This window comes from Actinomyces capricornis (assembly GCF_019974135.1).
GTDB lineage: Bacteria > Actinomycetota > Actinomycetes > Actinomycetales > Actinomycetaceae > Actinomyces > Actinomyces capricornis.
In genome coordinates, this window is sequence record NZ_AP025017.1 from 1421250 (window position 1) to 1437842 (window position 16593).

Annotated in this window: 15 protein-coding genes; all 15 read left to right on the top strand. The window is 69.1% G+C overall.

Annotated elements, in window-relative coordinates:
- The first annotated feature begins 56 nt into the window (after positions 1 to 56).
- The 15 genes from MANAM107_RS05720 (at position 57) to gcl (ending at position 16591) form a co-directional block, all read left to right on the top strand.
- Positions 57 to 1370 (top strand): MFS transporter, encoded by a 1314-nt coding sequence (locus MANAM107_RS05720; RefSeq protein ID WP_223912270.1) that lies wholly within the window; start codon positions 57 to 59, stop codon positions 1368 to 1370.
- Positions 1371 to 1606: 236 nt separating this feature from the next.
- A complete protein-coding gene (locus MANAM107_RS05725) occupies positions 1607 to 2329 on the top strand; it encodes a FadR/GntR family transcriptional regulator (RefSeq protein ID WP_223912273.1) in 723 nt (240 codons plus the stop codon).
- A gap of 146 nt (positions 2330 to 2475) precedes the next feature.
- Complete coding sequence (locus MANAM107_RS05730) at positions 2476 to 3930, top strand: four-carbon acid sugar kinase family protein (protein ID WP_223912276.1); 1455 nt, start codon at positions 2476 to 2478, stop codon at positions 3928 to 3930.
- Positions 3931 to 4236: 306 nt separating this feature from the next.
- Positions 4237 to 4512 (top strand): hypothetical protein, encoded by a 276-nt coding sequence (locus tag MANAM107_RS05735; RefSeq protein ID WP_223912280.1) that lies wholly within the window; start codon positions 4237 to 4239, stop codon positions 4510 to 4512.
- Between the two features lie 299 nt (positions 4513 to 4811).
- Positions 4812 to 5537: an aspartate/glutamate racemase family protein gene (locus MANAM107_RS05740; protein WP_223912284.1), complete on the top strand. Its 726-nt coding sequence runs from the start codon at positions 4812 to 4814 to the stop codon at positions 5535 to 5537.
- Positions 5538 to 5557: 20 nt separating this feature from the next.
- The gene (gene arcC, locus MANAM107_RS05745; protein WP_179900064.1) at positions 5558 to 6499 is read left to right on the top strand and encodes a carbamate kinase; all 942 of its coding nucleotides are present in this window, start codon (positions 5558 to 5560) and stop codon (positions 6497 to 6499) included.
- A 65-nt stretch (positions 6500 to 6564) separates the two neighbouring features.
- Positions 6565 to 8076 carry an NCS1 family nucleobase:cation symporter-1 gene (locus tag MANAM107_RS05750; RefSeq protein ID WP_223912288.1) on the top strand — a complete coding sequence of 504 codons (1512 nt, stop codon included), beginning with the start codon at positions 6565 to 6567 and terminating at the stop codon, positions 8074 to 8076.
- A 33-nt stretch (positions 8077 to 8109) separates the two neighbouring features.
- Entirely contained in the window at positions 8110 to 9456 is a 1347-nt protein-coding gene (gene allB / locus MANAM107_RS05755) for an allantoinase AllB (RefSeq protein WP_223912291.1), read from the top strand.
- A 68-nt stretch (positions 9457 to 9524) separates the two neighbouring features.
- Positions 9525 to 10520: an aspartate/ornithine carbamoyltransferase family protein gene (locus tag MANAM107_RS05760; RefSeq protein ID WP_223912295.1), complete on the top strand. Its 996-nt coding sequence runs from the start codon at positions 9525 to 9527 to the stop codon at positions 10518 to 10520.
- Positions 10521 to 10571: 51 nt separating this feature from the next.
- The gene (locus MANAM107_RS05765) at positions 10572 to 10985 is read left to right on the top strand and encodes a DUF3830 family protein (protein ID WP_223912298.1); all 414 of its coding nucleotides are present in this window, start codon (positions 10572 to 10574) and stop codon (positions 10983 to 10985) included.
- Positions 10986 to 11059: 74 nt separating this feature from the next.
- Positions 11060 to 11881, top strand: coding sequence for a transketolase (locus MANAM107_RS05770; RefSeq protein ID WP_223912301.1), 822 nt, complete (start codon positions 11060 to 11062; stop codon positions 11879 to 11881).
- Positions 11878 to 12819, top strand: a complete 942-nt coding sequence (locus MANAM107_RS05775) for a transketolase family protein (RefSeq protein WP_223912304.1) — start codon at positions 11878 to 11880, stop codon at positions 12817 to 12819. Before MANAM107_RS05770 ends, MANAM107_RS05775 begins: the two co-directional genes overlap by 4 nt.
- Positions 12820 to 12897: 78 nt before the next feature.
- Entirely contained in the window at positions 12898 to 13818 is a 921-nt protein-coding gene (locus MANAM107_RS05780) for a sugar phosphate isomerase/epimerase family protein (RefSeq protein ID WP_223912307.1), read from the top strand.
- Positions 13819 to 13831: 13 nt separating this feature from the next.
- Positions 13832 to 14797 carry an NAD(P)-dependent oxidoreductase gene (locus MANAM107_RS05785; RefSeq protein WP_223912312.1) on the top strand — a complete coding sequence of 322 codons (966 nt, stop codon included), beginning with the start codon at positions 13832 to 13834 and terminating at the stop codon, positions 14795 to 14797.
- 6 nt (positions 14798 to 14803) lie between these two features.
- Positions 14804 to 16591: a glyoxylate carboligase gene (gene gcl, locus MANAM107_RS05790; RefSeq protein WP_308443645.1), complete on the top strand. Its 1788-nt coding sequence runs from the start codon at positions 14804 to 14806 to the stop codon at positions 16589 to 16591.
- Positions 16592 to 16593 lie beyond the last annotated feature (2 nt).

Genomic DNA, 16593 nt, shown 5'->3' on the forward strand with positions numbered 1-16593 from the left:
GACCCGCCCTGCCCGGCGGACTGGACCGCCGGGCCGGGGCCGGCAACGATGGGGGCATGCGCCTGACCGAGGACCTGCGGGACCTGGCCACCGTCCCGGCCTTCCGCACCCTGCTCGCCGTGCGGCTGGCCTCCCAGAGCGGTGACGGCATGCTCCAGGCCGGCCTGGCCTCGCTGTTCTTCTTCCAGCCCCAGAAGATGACCAGCGTCAGCGGGGTCGCCACGGCGCTGGTGGTCATGCTGCTGCCCTTCAGCCTCGTGGGCCCCCTGACCGGCCCCCTCATCGACCGCTGGCCACGGCGCCAGATACTCCTGCACGCCAACCTGCTGCGCTGCGGCCTGGTGGTCCTCATCGCGGCGATCCTGCACACCGCCGGGATCGGGACGGCCATCTACCTGCTGGTCCTGGTCGCCATGGGCATGAGCCGCTTCCTGCTGTCCGTCCTATCCGCGGGCCTGCCCCGGATCATCGACCATGAGCGCCTCCTGGTGGCCAACTCCATCGTGCCCACTCTGGGCGGGGCGGCCACCGCCCTGGGAGCAGCCCTCGGGCTCCTCCTGCGCCTCCTCCTGCCCCCCGGCAGCGCGCAGGACACCGCCAGCCTCCTGAGCGCGGCGCTCCTGTACTGCGCGGCGGCCGCCATCGTCACACGCCTGCGACCCGATCAGCTGGGGCCCGCCCTCCTGCCCGGCCCCAGGCCCGGCGTGGCGGCGGCGCTCGCTGCCACCGCCACGGAGCTGGCCCGGGCCCTGGCCCACCTGCGCCGGCGCGGCGCCCCGGCGCTGGCCCTGACCGCCATGGCCCTGCACCGCTTCGTCTACGGCATGGAGCTCATCACCCTCATCCTCATGGCCCGCAACCTCCTGGCCGCCCCGCAGGACGCCGATGCGGGACTGGCGGCCTTCGGCGCCCTCATGGGCGCGATGATCGCGGGGCATGCGCTGGCGGTGGTGCTCACGGCGGTGGCGCACGAGTGGGTGGAGCCGCCCGCCTGGGTGGTGATCTGCCTCCTGGGGGGAACAGTGGGTCAGATGGTCCTGGTGGCCACCCATGACCTGAGGTGGGTGATGGCGGGCGTCTTCGTGTTCGGCGTGGGGGTTCAGGGCGCCAAGATCGCCGTGGACACCATTGTCCAGGCCGGCACCGCCGACGCGTATCGGGGGCGCGCCTTCGCCATCTACGACGTGCTGTTCAACACCTCGGAGTGCCTGGCCGCCGCGATGGCCGTCCTGGTGCTGCCGCATACAGGCTGGTCCCCGGGGGTGCAGGGGGTGCTGGTGGTGATGGTCTGGGCCGTGGCCCTGTGGTTTCGGTTCCGCATGCGGGGTCGGGCAAAACCATCCCAGAATATGCCGTATTCTCGGTTGTAATGCTGTGACCAGGCGTTTCGGGGGATAAGAACGCGTGACGGCAGTAGCATTGAGATGATTGGGGCACGGCCCGGCTCCTCTCATCGGCCTGCCGAGGGCTCGCCTCCCACAGGAGTGCGAGAGTGCCGGCTCCAGAGAGGTGCCGCTCCCGACACCGTTATTCGCGGTGGAGGGCTGCTAATGATGTATGTGGTGCCACCGGCACCGGTGACGAGTGTGTGACCAAGGAGATCCTGATGGCCAACGACCTGGTGGAGCGCGCCGTTGAGGGCGTCCTGGACGCCGTCGTCGACAGGACCTTCGTGGAGGAGGAGCCCCTGCCCGCCGAGGCCGAGCTGGCCCGTTTCCTGCGGGTCTCGCGACCCACGATGAGGGAGGCGGTGAGGAACCTGTCCATGGGCGGGGTCCTCAACGTCGTCCACGGGCGGGGCACCTTCCTGCTCCCCCGCTTCCGCTGGCGCGAGCTGCGCTACCTGCTGTACGTGGCCGCCCATGAGGGGCGCGTGCAGGAGGTCGAGCTCGACCTGCTCGGCGTGGAGGAGATGCTGGAGGTCGGCGCCGTCAGACTGGCCGCAGTCCAGCGCTCCGAGGAGGACCTTCAGGAGATGCGCCGCTGCGTCGAGGAGTACCGGATCGCGGCCAAGGCCGATGACATCCAGGCGCTCATCGGACTCGACCACGCCTTCCACGACGCCATTCTGGCCGCCACCGGCAACCAGTTCGTCGCCTCGACGATGCACCCCTTCCGCGACGCCCTGCTGGGCACCAGGTTCCGGGCCTCGGAGTCCGAGGAGGTGCGGGCCATGGTGGTCTCCCACCACCTCCAGATCCTTCAGGCCATCGAGGCCCAGGACGCCGAGGGCGCCGCCCGTCTCATGCACGAGCACATGGCGCAGACCCGGCGAGACATCCTCACCGCCAGGGAGCGCCGCGGCGGGGAGCTCTCGGAGAACCTCTGACAGCACCTCCCACGGAGCCTCCCGCGCATCCCCAGGAGGCCTCGGGGAGCGCCCCGGGCGGGCTCGGGTCGAGCACCTGGGAGCGCCCTGATCGTGGTAACCTCTAAGACCTCAGAGGTCTAAGTTCCTTGGTGAAGGAGAGCAGCGTGGCTACCCTCAGCGAGATCGTGGCGCCCTATCCGCCCGCCCCCGATCTGACGCCGTCCGATGTCAGAGATGCGGCCGGAGCCGCGGACACCGCCCCATTCTTCGTCGTTCTCGATGACGACCCCACCGGCACCCAGTCCGTCTCGGGCCTGCCGGTCCTGACCTCCTGGACCCAGGACGACGTCGCCTGGGCGCTGGGCACTGGCGCCCCGGCCGTCTACGTCATGACCAACTCGCGCTCGCTCTCGCCGCAGGACGCCGAGCGCGTCACCCGTGAGGTCGTGGGCGCTGCCAGTGCCGCCGCCCGACAGGCCGGTAGGCGCCTGGCCTTCGTCAGCCGCTCCGACTCCACGCTGCGGGGGCACTTCCCGCTCGAGCCCCGGCTCATCGCCGACCTGCTGGAGGAGGAGGGGCAGCCGGTCGACGGCATCCTCCTGGTACCGGCCTTCCCCGAGGCCGGGCGGGTGACCGTGGGGGGCGTCCACTACACGCGCATCGGCGAGGACTTCCTGCCCAGCGGGCAGACCGAGTTCGCCCGCGATGCGACCTTCGGCTACACCGCCTCGGGCCTGGCCCAGTGGGTGGAGGAGAAGACGGCCGGGGTCGTCCGCGCCTCCCAGGTGCTCACCCCGGACCTCACCGAGGTCCGCACCCGCCCCGAGGCCCTGGTCGAGGTCCTCGCCTCGGCGCGCCACCGCCAGGTCATCGCCCCCGACATCGCCTGCGAGCAGGACCTGCTGGCCCTGTCCCGGGCGCTCATCGTGGCCGAGGCCCAGGGGCGCACCTTCGTCTACCGCGTCGGCCCGCCCTTCATGCGGGCCCGGCTGGGACAGGAGGTCCACCCGCCCCTGACTAGCCGGGAGGTCGAGGAGGTGCGCCGGCCGGCGGTAGGCCGGGGTGCTGAGCGCACCGCCGCCGGCGGACTGGTCGTCGTCGGCTCCCACGTGGCGCTGACCACCAGGCAGCTCGAGGATCTCATCGCCAACGTCGGGGCCCCCGTCCTGGAGGTGGAGGTCCCCAAGGTCCTCGATGAGACCACCGGGCCGGCCCATCTGGAGGAGCTCATCGCCCAGGCCGTGGAGCATCTGGAGGAGGGCACCGTCATCGTGCGCACCTCCAGGACCCTCATCACGGGCGCCGACGCCGAGGAGTCCCTGGAGCTCTCCCGCCGGGTCTCCACGGCGGTGGTGGAGACGGTGGCCGGGATCCTGGAGCGCATCCGCCCCCTCTTCGTCCTGGCCAAGGGCGGGATCACTTCCTCCGATGTGGCCTCCCGCGGTCTTGGCATGAGGCGCGCCCAGTGTGTGGGGCCCATGCTGCCGGGCATCGTCTCACTGTGGACGGCCCACGACGGCCCGGCGCAGGGTGTGCCCTACATCGTCTTCCCCGGCAACGTCGGGGATGAGACGGCACTGACGGCAGTGGTGCGGGTCCTGCTCGGCCAGGATCGCTAGAGCGACGAGGGCTGAGCGGATTGAGCGGGCCCGCCCCGGCCCCGGGCGACGGGCCGGCGCGGGGCGGTGGACGCGCGGGTGCTCATCGAGGGCCCGGTGAGGCGGGCGCCGCGGCCTGGGGCTCACCCCCATGGCGGGGCCGGAGCCCTATGGCAGGGGTGGTGATGAATCTGACGCCGCTCAGTGCTCTGAGGTGATATATGCTCGCCGCAGGTCTCCACGAGAGACGCACAAGGCCGTGCAGGGGCACGGCCGACTAGGCGGTGCTCCTGCCGCATGAGATGAGAAGAAGAAGCAGGAGTATTCATGTCGACTCTGGTCGCACCCGTCACCACCCCCGTCGTTGAGGCCGTCCGCACCCCCGTGGTGGAGAAGGCTCGTGAGGAGCGGCGCGTCGCCGCCACTGGTCACGCCGACATCTCCGTGGTGACCACTGTGCTCGCGATCCTCGCGATCCTGGGCATGTTCACCGCCTTCGCCGCCCTGGCCGGCGCCATGCCCGTCGTGGTCGTCAGCGCGCTGCTGTCCGTGGTCGTGTGCGTGGGCACCGCCTTCCGGGAGCTCCACCGCGCTGGAATGTGATTCATGACACGTTTGGTGCTCGTTATCGCGACGTGCTGACGGTCACCACGAGGAGGGGGACGCCCGCGGGCGTCCCCCTCCTGCTTTTTGTCTATCTTTGGTGATGGGTGAGGTGGTTGCACTCATCGTTGAGTGCCGCCCTCCCTGGTTCTGAGGGGCTTGCCAAGACGGCCGAGCAGTGATCTAATTGACATCAACACCTCAGAGGACTGACCTCAGAGAATTGATGGAGTGTGCATCGCGGCACACCCCCATCCCATCCCCACGACGCAGGTACAGGAACCAGAGAGCGCGGAGCAATGAAGATCCTCGCAGTCAACGTCAACACCACCCAATCCATGACCCGCAGCATCGGTGAGGCTGCGCGCGCCGTGGCCAACGAGGGCACCGAGATCATCGAGCTCACCCCGAGCATCGGGGCGGACTCGGTCGAGGGGAACTTCGAGTCCCATCTCGCCGCCGTCGCCGTCATGGACGCCGTGACCACCTATGAGGGCGACTTCGACGCCGTGATCCTCGCCGGATTCGGCGAGCACGGCAAGGAGGGGCTCATGGAGCTCCTCGAGGTCCCCGTCGTCGACATCACCGAGGCCGCAGCGCATATGGCCATGCTCCTGGGCTACCGCTTCTCCGCGGTGACCACCCTGGACCGGGCCGTGCCCCTCATCGAGGACCGGCTGCTGTCCTTCGGGCTGCTCGCGCACTGCGCATCCGTGCGCTCCACCGGCCTGGGAGTCCTGGAGCTCGAGGACGCCGAGCGCGCCGCCCAGGCGATCAAGCGCGAGGCCGGGCAGGCCGTGTCCGAGGACCGTGCCGAGGTCATCGTCCTGGGATGCGGCGGCATGGCCGGACTCGACGCCGAGCTGAGCCGAGACCTGGGGGTGCCTGTCGTCGAGGGTGTGGCCTGCGCCGTCAAGCTCGCCGAGTCCCTCGTCGGCCTGGGCCTGAGGACCTCGAAGTCCCGCACCTACGCACCCCCACGACCCAAGCGGATCGATGGCTGGCCATTGTCCGCACACCACTGAGCAGGAGAGGAGAACACCCCATGACCCACAAGGCACTCGTCATCGCCGTCGGTGGCAACGCCCTCATCAAGGACCCCAAGGAGGTGTCGGTCGCGAGCCAGGCCGAGGCCGTCCAGGAGTCCGCCGAGCACATCACCTCGCTCATCGCTGCGGGCTACACCCCGGTGGTCACCCACGGCAACGGCCCGCAGGTCGGCTTCCTGCTGCGTCGGGCCGAGCTCGCCCTCGACGAGCTGCCCCCGCTGCCCCTGGACGTCCTGGGCGCCGACACCCAGGGCGCCACCGGCTACTTCTTCACCCGCAGCCTGCGCGGATGCCTGGCCCAGCAGGGTATCGAGCGCGAGGTCGCCGCGGTGGTCACCCAGAGCGTCGTCGACCCCGAGGACCCGGCCTTCGCCGCCCCCTCCAAGCCCGTGGGCTCCTTCATGAGTGAGCAGGAGGCCCGCGAGCACGAGGAGAAGGACGGCTGGTCCGTGCGCGAGGACTCCGGCCGCGGCTGGCGGCGGGTCGTGCCCTCCCCGGTGCCCGTGGAGATCGTCGAGTGCGAGGTCATCCGCTCCCTGGTCGACTCCGGCTGCATCGTGGTGGCCGCAGGCGGTGGCGGCATCCCCGTCAGCCGCGAGGACGGCCGGCTCAGCGGGGTCGAGGCCGTCATCGACAAGGACCTGGCCTCCGCCCTCCTGGCCTCCGAGCTCGGCGTGCCGGACCTGGTCATCTGCACTGCCGTGGAGCAGGTCTACCTCAACTTCGGCACCCCCGAGCAGAAGGCGCTGGACACGATCACCGCACAGGAGGCCCGCTCCTACCTGGAGGAGGGGCACTTCGGGAAGGGCTCCATGGCCCCCAAGATCGAGGCCGCCCTCAACTTCCTCCAGGCCGGTGGCCAGCGGGCCATCATCACCTCCCTCGAGGCCCTCCAGGACGCCGTGGCCGGCAAGGCCGGGACGTGCATCACCAACTGACACCTCCTCCCCGGGCGGGCAACGGTGCCCGCCCGGGCCAAGAGAACACCTGAAAGGACACTGCCGTGGAAAGCAGCGCAGCGCCTTCAACCCAGGAAGGCGTGCCGGTGGAGCCGGCGGACATCGACCCTCATCTGATCAATGATGATCTGGCTCCCGCCAAGAGCCGTGACTGGGGATTCTTCTCCCTCTTCGCCATGTGGATGTCCGACATCCACTCCATTGGTGGATACACATTCGCCGCCGGGCTCTTCGCCCTGGGCCTGGGTGCGGCCTATGTGTTCACCTCCCTGACGATCGGCATCATCGTCGTCTTCTTCCTCATGAACCTCGTGGGATTCGCGGGCCAGAAGACGGGTCTGTGCTACCCCGTCCTGGCGCGCATCACCTTCGGGACGGTCGGATCCAACCTGCCCGCCCTCCTGCGTGGATTCGTGGCCATCTGCTGGTACGGGATCCAGACCTGGCTGGCCTCCAAGGCCGTCATCGTCCTGGTCGGGGGGATCTGGCCGCACATCCTCGAGTACGGCCAGGCCCGATTCCTGGGAGAGAGCCTCCTGGGCTGGGCCGCCTTCCTGTTCATGTGGGCCCTCCAGCTGCTGCTCCTGCGCAACGGCATGGAGACCATCCGCAAGTTCCAGGACTGGGCCGGGCCGGCGGTGTGGGTGGTCATGTTCATCCTCACCGTCTACATCCTCATGCTCGCCGATTGGCACATCTCCCTCAACCTGGCCACCGAGCCGGCTGAGTGGGGCACTCTGCACGCCGTCCTGGCAGCTGTGTCGCTGACGGTGGCCTACTTCTCCACCCTCCTGCTCAACTTCTGCGACTTCTCGCGCTTCTCACCCTCGCGCAAGGCCGTGTGGATGGCCAACCTGTGGGGCCTGCCGGTCAACTTCATCGCCTTCTCCGTGGTCTCGGTCCTGGTGACGGCCGGCTCCCTGCAGATCTACGGCGAGTACATCTTCGACCCGATCGACCTGGTGGCCCGCATCGACCACCCGGTGGCCATCATCCTGGGCGCCGTGACCTTCACCGTGGCCACGCTGGGCATCAACGTCGTGGCGAACTTCGTGTCCCCCGCCTACGACCTGGCCAACGCCTGGCCCTCGAAGATCAACTTCGTGCGCGGCGGCTTCATCTCCGCCTGCATCGCCCTGGTCATCACCCCGTGGAACCTGTTCAACAACCCGGTGATCATCAACGTCTTCCTGGCGGCCCTGGGCGCCGTTCTGGGCCCCCTGTTCGGCATCATCATCGCCGACTACTACTACCTGCGCCGCGAGAAGGTCCAGGTCTCCGAGCTGTTCCGGGCCAAGGGCCTGCACGCCTTCGGCAACGGCTGGAACATGCGCGCCGTGTGGGCCTTCGTCCTGGCCTCCATCCCCTCGATCATCGTGGCCGTGGTCCCCACCGAGATCTGCCGGTTCCTCAGCCCGTTCTCCTGGTTCATCGGGGCGGCACTGGGCTTCGGACTGCACCTGGCCATCTCCCGTGACGACCCCTACGTCATCCGCGCCGTCCAGCAGGCCGAGGCCCTGGACCTCGATGCCGACCGCGAATCCGTGGCCCGGTGACCACCGGCCATGACGACTTCAGGAGACAAGATCATGACTGATGAGAAGCAACCGACCCACGACCTGGTGGTCAGGGCCCGCCGCACCGTCCTGCCCGACGGCATCCGGCCCGCCTGCGTGGTCATCGACGATCAGACCATCACCGCCATCGAGGACTACGACGCCGCCGTGACTGCCGCCGAGGAGATCGCAGTCCCCGACGACCAGGTGCTCATGCCCGGCCTGGTGGATTCCCACGTCCACGTCAACGAGCCCGGGCGCACCCCCTGGGAGGGCTACGAGAGCGCCACCCGCGCCGCCCTGGCCGGCGGCATCACCACCATCATCGACATGCCGCTCAACTCCTCGCCGCCCACCACCACGATCCAGGCCCTGGAGGACAAGCGGCAGGCCGCCGAGGGCCAGCTCTCGGTGGACGTGGGCCTGTGGGGCGGGGCGGTGCCCGGCAATGTCGACCAGCTCGAGCCCCTGTGGGGGCGGGGCGTCTTCGGCTTCAAGTGCTTCACGGCCCACTCGGGGATCGATGAGTACGGATGCCTGGGCTATGAGGAGGTCGAGGAGGCCCTGGAGGAGATCGCCCGCCTGGGCGCCGTCCTCATCGTCCACGCCGAGGACCCCGCGGCCCTGGCCGCCGCGCCCCAGGACTTCGGCCGGCCCTACGCCGGGTACCTGGCCTCACGGCCCCGAGAGGCGGAGAACACGGCCATCGAGAGGGTCATCGATGCGGCCCGCCGCACCGGTGCCAGGGTGCACATCCTCCACCTGTCCTCCGCCGAGGCCCTGCCGATGATCCGCAAGGCCAAGGAGGAGGGGGTGAGGATCACTGTGGAGACCTGCCCCCACTACCTCACCTTCGCCGCGGAGGCCGTGCCCGACGGCGCCACCGAGTACAAGTGCGCCCCGCCGGTGCGCGAGGAGGCCAACAGGCGCCAGCTGTGGGCCGGCCTCAAGGACGGGACCATCGATCACATCGCCTCCGACCACTCCCCGTGCACCGTGGACCTCAAGTGCCGCGACACCGGGGACTTCGGGAAGGCCTGGGGAGGCGTGGCCTCCGTGCAGCTGGGCCTGCCGGCCGTGTGGACCGCCGGCCAGGAGTTCGGCGTCACCCTGGAGGACATCGCCCGCTGGTTCGCCGCCAGGCCGTCGGCCACCTTCGGCATCCCGCGCAAGGGGTCCATCGCCGTGGGCAACGACGCCGACCTGGCCATCCTCGACCCGCAGGCCGCCTTCGAGGTCGACGTCGAGGAGCTGGAGCACAAGAACAAGATCTCGCCCTACCACGGACGCACCCTCTCCGGCGTCGTCCAGCGCACGATCCTGCGCGGCAGGACCGTGGACCGCGACTCCAAGCGGGGGCGGATCATCGAGCGCGACTGAGCCGCCACCCGATCCCCAACGACACACCCTGATCACCAACGATCCGTTATCACAGTGAGGAGATACTCATGTCCCAGTACATGCGCTCGATGAAGGGCCTGGTCGAGGCCGTCGACCACGTCGGCAAGAGCTTCATCTCGATCAACGACATGACCGACGACCAGCTCTACAACCTCTTCGAGCTGGCCAAGAACCTGGAGCTGTACAACCGCTCCAAGATCGACCTGCTGGGCGGCAACATGCTCGCGCTGCTGTTCTTCCAGCCCTCGACCCGCACCCGCATGAGCTTCCAGACCGCAATGGAGCGCCTGGGCGGCAACACGATCGTCGAGGCAAACCCCAAGGTCACCTCCTCGGTGGCCAAGGAGGAGTCCATGGAGGACACCATGCGCTGCGTGTCCCAGTACGCCAACCTCGTCGTGCTGCGCCACTACGACGAGGAGGAGGCCCGCCGCGGCGCCGAGGCCGCGACCTGCCCCATCATCAACGGCGGCTGGGGCCACTGGGAGCACCCCACCCAGGCCCTGCTCGACCTGTACACCATGTGGCGGCGCTTCGGCAGGATCGAGGGCCTCAACGTCGCGGTGGTCTCCCCCGACATGGTCGAGGCCCGCACCGGCCACTCCATGGCCTACGGCCTGGCCCGCCTAGGCGCCAATGTCACCATCTGCTCCGACTCCGACCGGCGCACCCCCGAGGAGGTCACCAAGCGCATCCGCAGCGACTTCAACTGCGAGCTGTCCGAGCAGTTCGACTTCGAGCAGGACACCTTCAACGACTTCGTGCGCAGTCAGGACCTCATCTACCTGCCCGGCTGCTCGGCGCCCGCCGGCGCCAAGGCCGATGAGTTCAAGACGCTCATGGACCGCTACCTGGTGCGCTACGACACCCTCAAGGAGGAAGCGGACAAGGGGCACCAGATCTACGTCACCCACACCCTTCCCCGCCGCGCCGGCGAGATGGACCTGCGCATCGATGACAGCCCGCACCAGCTGTACTTCCGGGCCATCCTGCAGTCCGTGTCCATCCGCATGGCCCTGATCACCGCGATCCTGGGCCTGTGAGCCCGGATCGTCCTCACCTGAACAACAACCGCTGAGAAAGAGAGACATGCAATGATGCTTGAGATCAAGGCCGGAGGATTCACCTTCAAGGCTCGCTACGAGGAGGAGGCGGCCCCCCGCACGATCGCGGCCTTCCGCGAGAAGCTGCTCCCGCTGGACTCGCGGATCATCCACGTGCGCTGGTCGGGGCAGGCCGGCTGGATCCCCTTCGGCGACCTCGACCTGGAGCTGGAGCCGGAGAACGGCACCTGCTACCCGCACCCCGGCGAGATCGTCATCTACCCCGGTGGCGTCTCGGAGACCGAGCTGCTCATCGGCTACGGTTACGTCAACTTCGCCTCCAAGGCCGGGCAGCTCGCCGGGAACCACTTCGCCACGATCGTCGAGGGCAACGAGCACCTCCAGGAGCTCGGTGAGAAGTTCCTGTGGGAGGGAGCCCAGGAGATCTCCTTCCGCGAAGTCTGACCGATGAGATGACGTCGGTGGTCCGGGAGGCGTCCAGGCGCCTCCCGGACCACCGGACTGACGAGGAGACAATGATGATGAATGACGCACAACTACAGGAGCTGGAGGATATTGCGCGTCAGTGCCGGCGCGATATCGTCCGCATGACGAACAAGGCGGGCAGTGGGCACCCCGGAGGGTCGCTCTCCGCGATCGATGCGCTTGTCGTCCTCTACTTCCGGCACCTGAACATCCGCCCCGAGGAGCCCATGTGGCCCCAGCGCGACATGTTCTTCCTGTCCAAGGGCCACTGCACCCCCGCCTACTACACCGCCATGTCCGCACGCGGGTACTTCCCCCGCGAGGAGCTCATGACCTTCCGGGAGATGCACACCAGGCTCCAGGGGCACCCCTCCAACACCCACCTGCCCGGAGTGGACTCCTCCTCGGGCTCCCTGGGCCAGGGGCTGTCGCTGGCCAACGGCGCCGCTCTGGCCGCCAGGCACGACGGCCAGGACTCCCGCTACTACGTCATGCTCGGTGATGGGGAGATCCAGGAGGGACAGGTCTGGGAGGCCGCGATGACCGCCGCCGCCTACGACCTCGACCACGTCTGCGCCATCGTCGATGCCAATGGCATCCAGCTCGATGGCACCGTCGACAGCGTCAAGTCCCTGGGGGACGTGCCCGCCAAGTGGCGCGCCTTCGGCTGGCATGTCATCGAGATCGATGGGCACGACATGCGCCAGGTGGATGATGCCCTGGAGGAGGCCAAGGCCACCCGGGGCAGGCCCACCGTGATCATCTCCCACACCATCAAGGGCAAGGGAGTGTCCTTCATGGAGAACACCGCGAAGTTCCACGGGCTCGCGCCCACCCCCGAGGAGCTCGAGACTGCGCTGGAGGAGCTGCGATGACTGAGAAGAGAGAGCCCCGCGACGGCTACGCCGAGGGCCTGCTGGAGATCGGGCGGGAGCACGACGACGTCTTCGTCCTGGACGGGGACTGCGCCAAGCCGAACTACACGGCCCGCTTCCAGGAGGCCTACCCCGACCGCTTCTTCAACATCGGCATCGCCGAGTGCGACATCATCGGCACCGCCGCTGGGATGGCCGCCCAGGGCAAGGTGCCCTTCGCCAACGCCTACGCCAACTTCCTGACCGGGCGGGGCTTCGACCAGGTGCGCGTCTCGGTGGCCTACTCCGAGCGCAAGGTCACCGTCGTGGGCCACAACGCGGGAACCACCGCCGCGCAGGAGGGCGCCACCCACCTGCCCCTGGAGGATGTTGGCCTCATGCGGGCACTGCCGGGCATGACCGTGATCGTCCCCTGCGACGCCGTGGAGATGCGCAAGGCGGTCCACGCCGTCTACGACCACCCCGGACCGGTCTACCTGCGCGTGGGCAAGCTGCCCGTGCCCGTGGTTACCAGCCCGGACACGCCCTTCGAGATCGGCAAGGCGGTCCCGCTGCGCGAGGGCGGCGACGTCACCATCCTCAACACCGGCTGCACCGCCTCCGAGGCCCTGGGCGCCGCCGAGCTGCTCAAGGATGAGGGCATCAGCGCCGAGGTCCTCCACCTCCACACCGTCAAGCCGCTGGACGCCGAGGCCATCCTGGAGTCGGTGCGCCGCACGGGCTGCGTGGTCACCATCGAGGAGCACTCGATCATCGGCGGACTGGGCTCCGCCGTCGCCGAGCTCCTGGGCGAGCAGCACCCGGCACCGCTGGAGCGGGTGGGGACGCGGGACGTCTTCGGCCTGTCAGGGACCATGGACGAGCTCTTCGACCACTTCGGCCTGCGGGCGGCCAATATCGCCGAGGCCGCACGCCGGGTCCGTGCCCGCCGCAGCTGACCCGATCACCGAGATCAACCGTACTGGAAAGGACCACCTGGCCCATCCGGGCCAGTCAGACCATAAGGAGCGGGAACTGTGAAGGATTCTCTGCACGACTACATGAAGGTCGGTATCGTCCACTTCATGGCCTACCCCTTCGCCCTCAGTGGCGAGGGAAGGATCGCGGAATCAGTGGCCGAGATCGTCGAGGACGAGTTCTTCGACGAGATCGAGATCACCCGCGTCAATGACCAGGCCGAGCGCGACGCCGTCAAGGGCCTGCTGGCCAGTTCCGGCATGACCGTGGGATTCGGGGCCCAGCCCTACATCCTCAAGGGCAAGCTGGACCTGAACTCCACCCATGAGGAGGAGCGCAGCAAGGCCATCGACACCCTGAAGTCGGCCATCGACCAGGCCTACGAGGTCGGTGCCGGCAAGCTCGGCTTCCTGTCGGGCCCCAAGCCGCCCGCGCAGGACCGGGACCGGGCCCTGGAGCTGCTGGCCGACTCCATCATCGAGCTGGGCCGGTACGCCAAGTCCAAGGGCGACCTGGTGCTCTCCCTGGAGACCTTCGACGACTCCACCGACAAGAAGGCGCTCATCGGCACCAACCGGCTGGCCTGCGAGCTGGCCTACGAGGTGCGCAAGGCCATCCCGGACTTCGGCCTCATGGTGGACCTGTCCCACCTGCCCATGCAGGGCGAGACCATCCGCCAGGCGCTGAGCGCCACCGAGGAGTTCATCAACCACGCCCACATCGGCAACTGCGTCATCCGCGACACCCAGGACCCCGCCTACGGCGACCTCCACCCCCACTTCGGGCACCCCAAGGGCGAGAACAACGTGCCGCAGGTGCGGGACTTCCTGCGCGGACTGCTGGACATCGGCTACCTGCGCGAGGACGCCCCCGAGCGCAGCGTCGTGGCCTTTGAGGTCCAGCCGCTGGGCGACCAGCGCACCGCCGTCATCATCGCCGAGGCCAAGCGCGTCCTGCGCGAGGCCTGGCGCATCCTGTGACGGGTCGGGGGGCATGATGATGACGCACAGCGGCGCAGCCGGTCCCAGCGGGCAGGGGGGCCCGGAGGGCCACGCCGGCGCCCCGCCGCGGACCATCGGATTCGTCGGCCTGGGAGCCATGGGCCTGCCCATGGCCCTGCGGCTCCTGGAGGCCGGCTACCGGGTCCGCGGGGGCTCGCGCGACGCCCAGCGCCTGGAGCGCTTCACGGCGGCCGGGGGCCGGGCCTGCGCCACCCTGACCGAGACCCTCCAGGGGGCCGACGTCGTCATCACCATGCTCCCCGACGGCGCCGTCGTCAGCGAGGTCATGGAGCAGGACGGCGGCGTGGCGCAGACCGTGCCCGCCGGCACCCTGCTCATCGACATGACCACCGCCAGCCCCCGGGAGGCGAGCGCACTGGCCGACCGGGGCGGGGAGCTGGGGATCGAGGTCCTCGACGCACCCGTCTCCGGCGGCGTCAAGGGCGCGCAGGCCGGGACCCTGACCATCATGGTGGGGGGATCCGAGCAGGCCCTGGAGCGCGCCCGGCCGCTCCTGGAGGCCATGGGCACCACGATCACGCACCTGGGGCCCGCCGGCTCGGGGCAGGTGGCCAAGGCCGCCAACCAGATGATCGTCGGCGCCGGCCTGGTGGCCCTGGGCGAGGCGGTCGTGCTGCTGGAGGCCAGCGGCCTGGACGCCGAGCGCGCGCTGTCGGCCCTGTCCGGCGGCCTCGCGGGCTCACGGATCATGGAGGTCAAGGCCCCCACCATCCTCTCCCGGGACTTCACCCCGACCTTCACCGCAGGGCTTCACGCCAAGGACATGAGAATCGCCCAGGACCTGGCCGGCTCGCTCGGCTGCGTCCTGCCCGTTTCCGAGACGGTCACCCAGACGCTCAATGCCGCTGTCGCCAATGGGCTGGCCGACCTGGACCACGCTGCGGTGGTCCGGGTGACAGAACTGCTCAGCGGCACCCACCGTAACGACCGGAAGTGAGAAGTCATGGCACGAATGCGAGCAGTTGACGCGATCGCCCTCATCCTGGAGAAGGAGGGTGCCACTCAGGCCTTCGGCGTGCCCGGGGCGGCGATCAACCCCCTGTACTCGGCGATGAAGCAGCACGGCGGCATCCGGCACATCCTGGCCCGTCACGTCGAGGCCGCCTCCCACATGGCCGAGGGCTACACCAGGACGCGCGCGGGCAACATCGGCGTGTGCATCGGAACCTCGGGGCCGGGCGGGACCGACATGGTCACCGGCCTGTACTCGGCCAGCGCCGACTCCATCCCGATCCTGTGCCTGACCGGGCAGGCCACCGTCCCCATGCTCCACAAGGAGGAGTTCCAGGCCGTCGACATCGCCTCAGTGGCGGCCCCGGTGACCAAGATGGCGGTCACCGTCCTGGAGCCCGCGCAGATCCCCGGCACCTTCGCCAAGGCCTTCCAGCTCATGCGCTCCGACCGCCCCGGGCCGGTCCTCATCGACCTGCCCCTGGACGTCCAGATGGCCGAGATCGACTTCGACATCGACGCCTACGAGCCCCTGCCGGTCACCCGCCCGGCCATGTCCCGCCACCAGGCCGAGCGCATCCTGGACATGCTCGACGCCGCCGAGCACCCCGTGCTCATCGCCGGCGGCGGCATCATCAACGCCGATGCCTCTGAGGACCTCGTGGCCCTGGCCGAGTACCTCGGCGTCCCGGTCATCTCCACCCTCATGGGGTGGGGCTCCATCCCCGACGACCACCGGCTGGCCCAGGGGATGGCCGGCATCCAGACCTCCCAGCGCTACGCCAACGCCACCTTCCTGGCCTCCGACCTGGTCATCGGCGTGGGCAACCGGTGGGCGGCCCGGCACACCGGCAACATCGACGTCTACCGCGAGGGCCGCCGCTTCGTGCACATCGACATCGAGGCCACCCAGATCGGCCGGGTCTTCCCGCCCGACTTCTGGTCCGTCTCCGATGCCGGTGCGGCGCTGCGCACCCTGCTGGAGGTCGCCCAGGAGCGCTACGGCGCCCCCTTGGAGCGCTACGGGGCCTGGGTGGAGGAGTGCAACGAGCGCAAGTCCACCCTGCTGCGCAGGACCCACTTCGACAACGTGCCCATGAAGCCGCAGCGGGTGTACGAGGAGATGTGCCGCGCCTTCGGCCCCGAGACCCGCTACGTCACCACCATCGGGCTGTCCCAGATCGCAGCCGCCCAGATGCTGCACGTCTACCGCCCCCGGCACTGGGTCAATGCGGGTCAGGCCGGCCCCCTGGGCTGGACCGTCCCGGCTGCCATCGGGGCGTCCGTGGCCGACCCCGACACCCCGGTGGTGGCACTGTCGGGCGACTACGACTTCCAGTTCCTCATCGAGGAGCTCGCCGTGGCCGCCCAGTTCCAGATCCCCTACGTGCACGTGGTGGTCAACAACGCCTACCTGGGGCTCATCCGCCAGGCCCAGCGCAACTTCGACATGGACTACCAGGTCCAGCTCTCCTTCGAGAACATCAATGCTCCTGCCACCGAGGGCTACGGGGTGGATCACGTCGGTGTCGTTGAGGCCCTGGGCTGCCGGGCCATCCGCGTGCGCACCCCCGAGGAGCTGGCCGAGGCGCTGGCCACCGCCCGCCAGATCGCCGAGAAGGACCGTGTCCCGGTGGTGGTCGAGGCCATCCTTGAGCGAGTCACCAACATCTCCATGGGTGTGGCTATCGATGCGGTCAACGAGTTCGAGGACATCGCCGAGGATCCGGCGGTCGACGCCCCCCAGGCGGTGGGCCTGCGCGGGGCCGACTCCGCCTGACC

Coding starts and splice junctions, on each gene's coding strand:
- MANAM107_RS05720 (WP_223912270.1), top strand. CDS start 57: ATGCGCCTGACCGAGGACCTGCGGGACCTGGCCACCGTCCCGGCCTTC.
- MANAM107_RS05725 (WP_223912273.1), top strand. CDS start 1,607: ATGGCCAACGACCTGGTGGAGCGCGCCGTTGAGGGCGTCCTGGACGCC.
- MANAM107_RS05735 (WP_223912280.1), top strand. CDS start 4,237: ATGTCGACTCTGGTCGCACCCGTCACCACCCCCGTCGTTGAGGCCGTC.
- MANAM107_RS05740 (WP_223912284.1), top strand. CDS start 4,812: ATGAAGATCCTCGCAGTCAACGTCAACACCACCCAATCCATGACCCGC.
- arcC (WP_179900064.1), top strand. CDS start 5,558: ATGACCCACAAGGCACTCGTCATCGCCGTCGGTGGCAACGCCCTCATC.
- allB (WP_223912291.1), top strand. CDS start 8,110: ATGACTGATGAGAAGCAACCGACCCACGACCTGGTGGTCAGGGCCCGC.
- MANAM107_RS05760 (WP_223912295.1), top strand. CDS start 9,525: ATGTCCCAGTACATGCGCTCGATGAAGGGCCTGGTCGAGGCCGTCGAC.
- MANAM107_RS05765 (WP_223912298.1), top strand. CDS start 10,572: ATGATGCTTGAGATCAAGGCCGGAGGATTCACCTTCAAGGCTCGCTAC.
- MANAM107_RS05770 (WP_223912301.1), top strand. CDS start 11,060: ATGATGAATGACGCACAACTACAGGAGCTGGAGGATATTGCGCGTCAG.
- MANAM107_RS05775 (WP_223912304.1), top strand. CDS start 11,878: ATGACTGAGAAGAGAGAGCCCCGCGACGGCTACGCCGAGGGCCTGCTG.
- MANAM107_RS05785 (WP_223912312.1), top strand. CDS start 13,832: ATGATGATGACGCACAGCGGCGCAGCCGGTCCCAGCGGGCAGGGGGGC.
- gcl (WP_308443645.1), top strand. CDS start 14,804: ATGGCACGAATGCGAGCAGTTGACGCGATCGCCCTCATCCTGGAGAAG.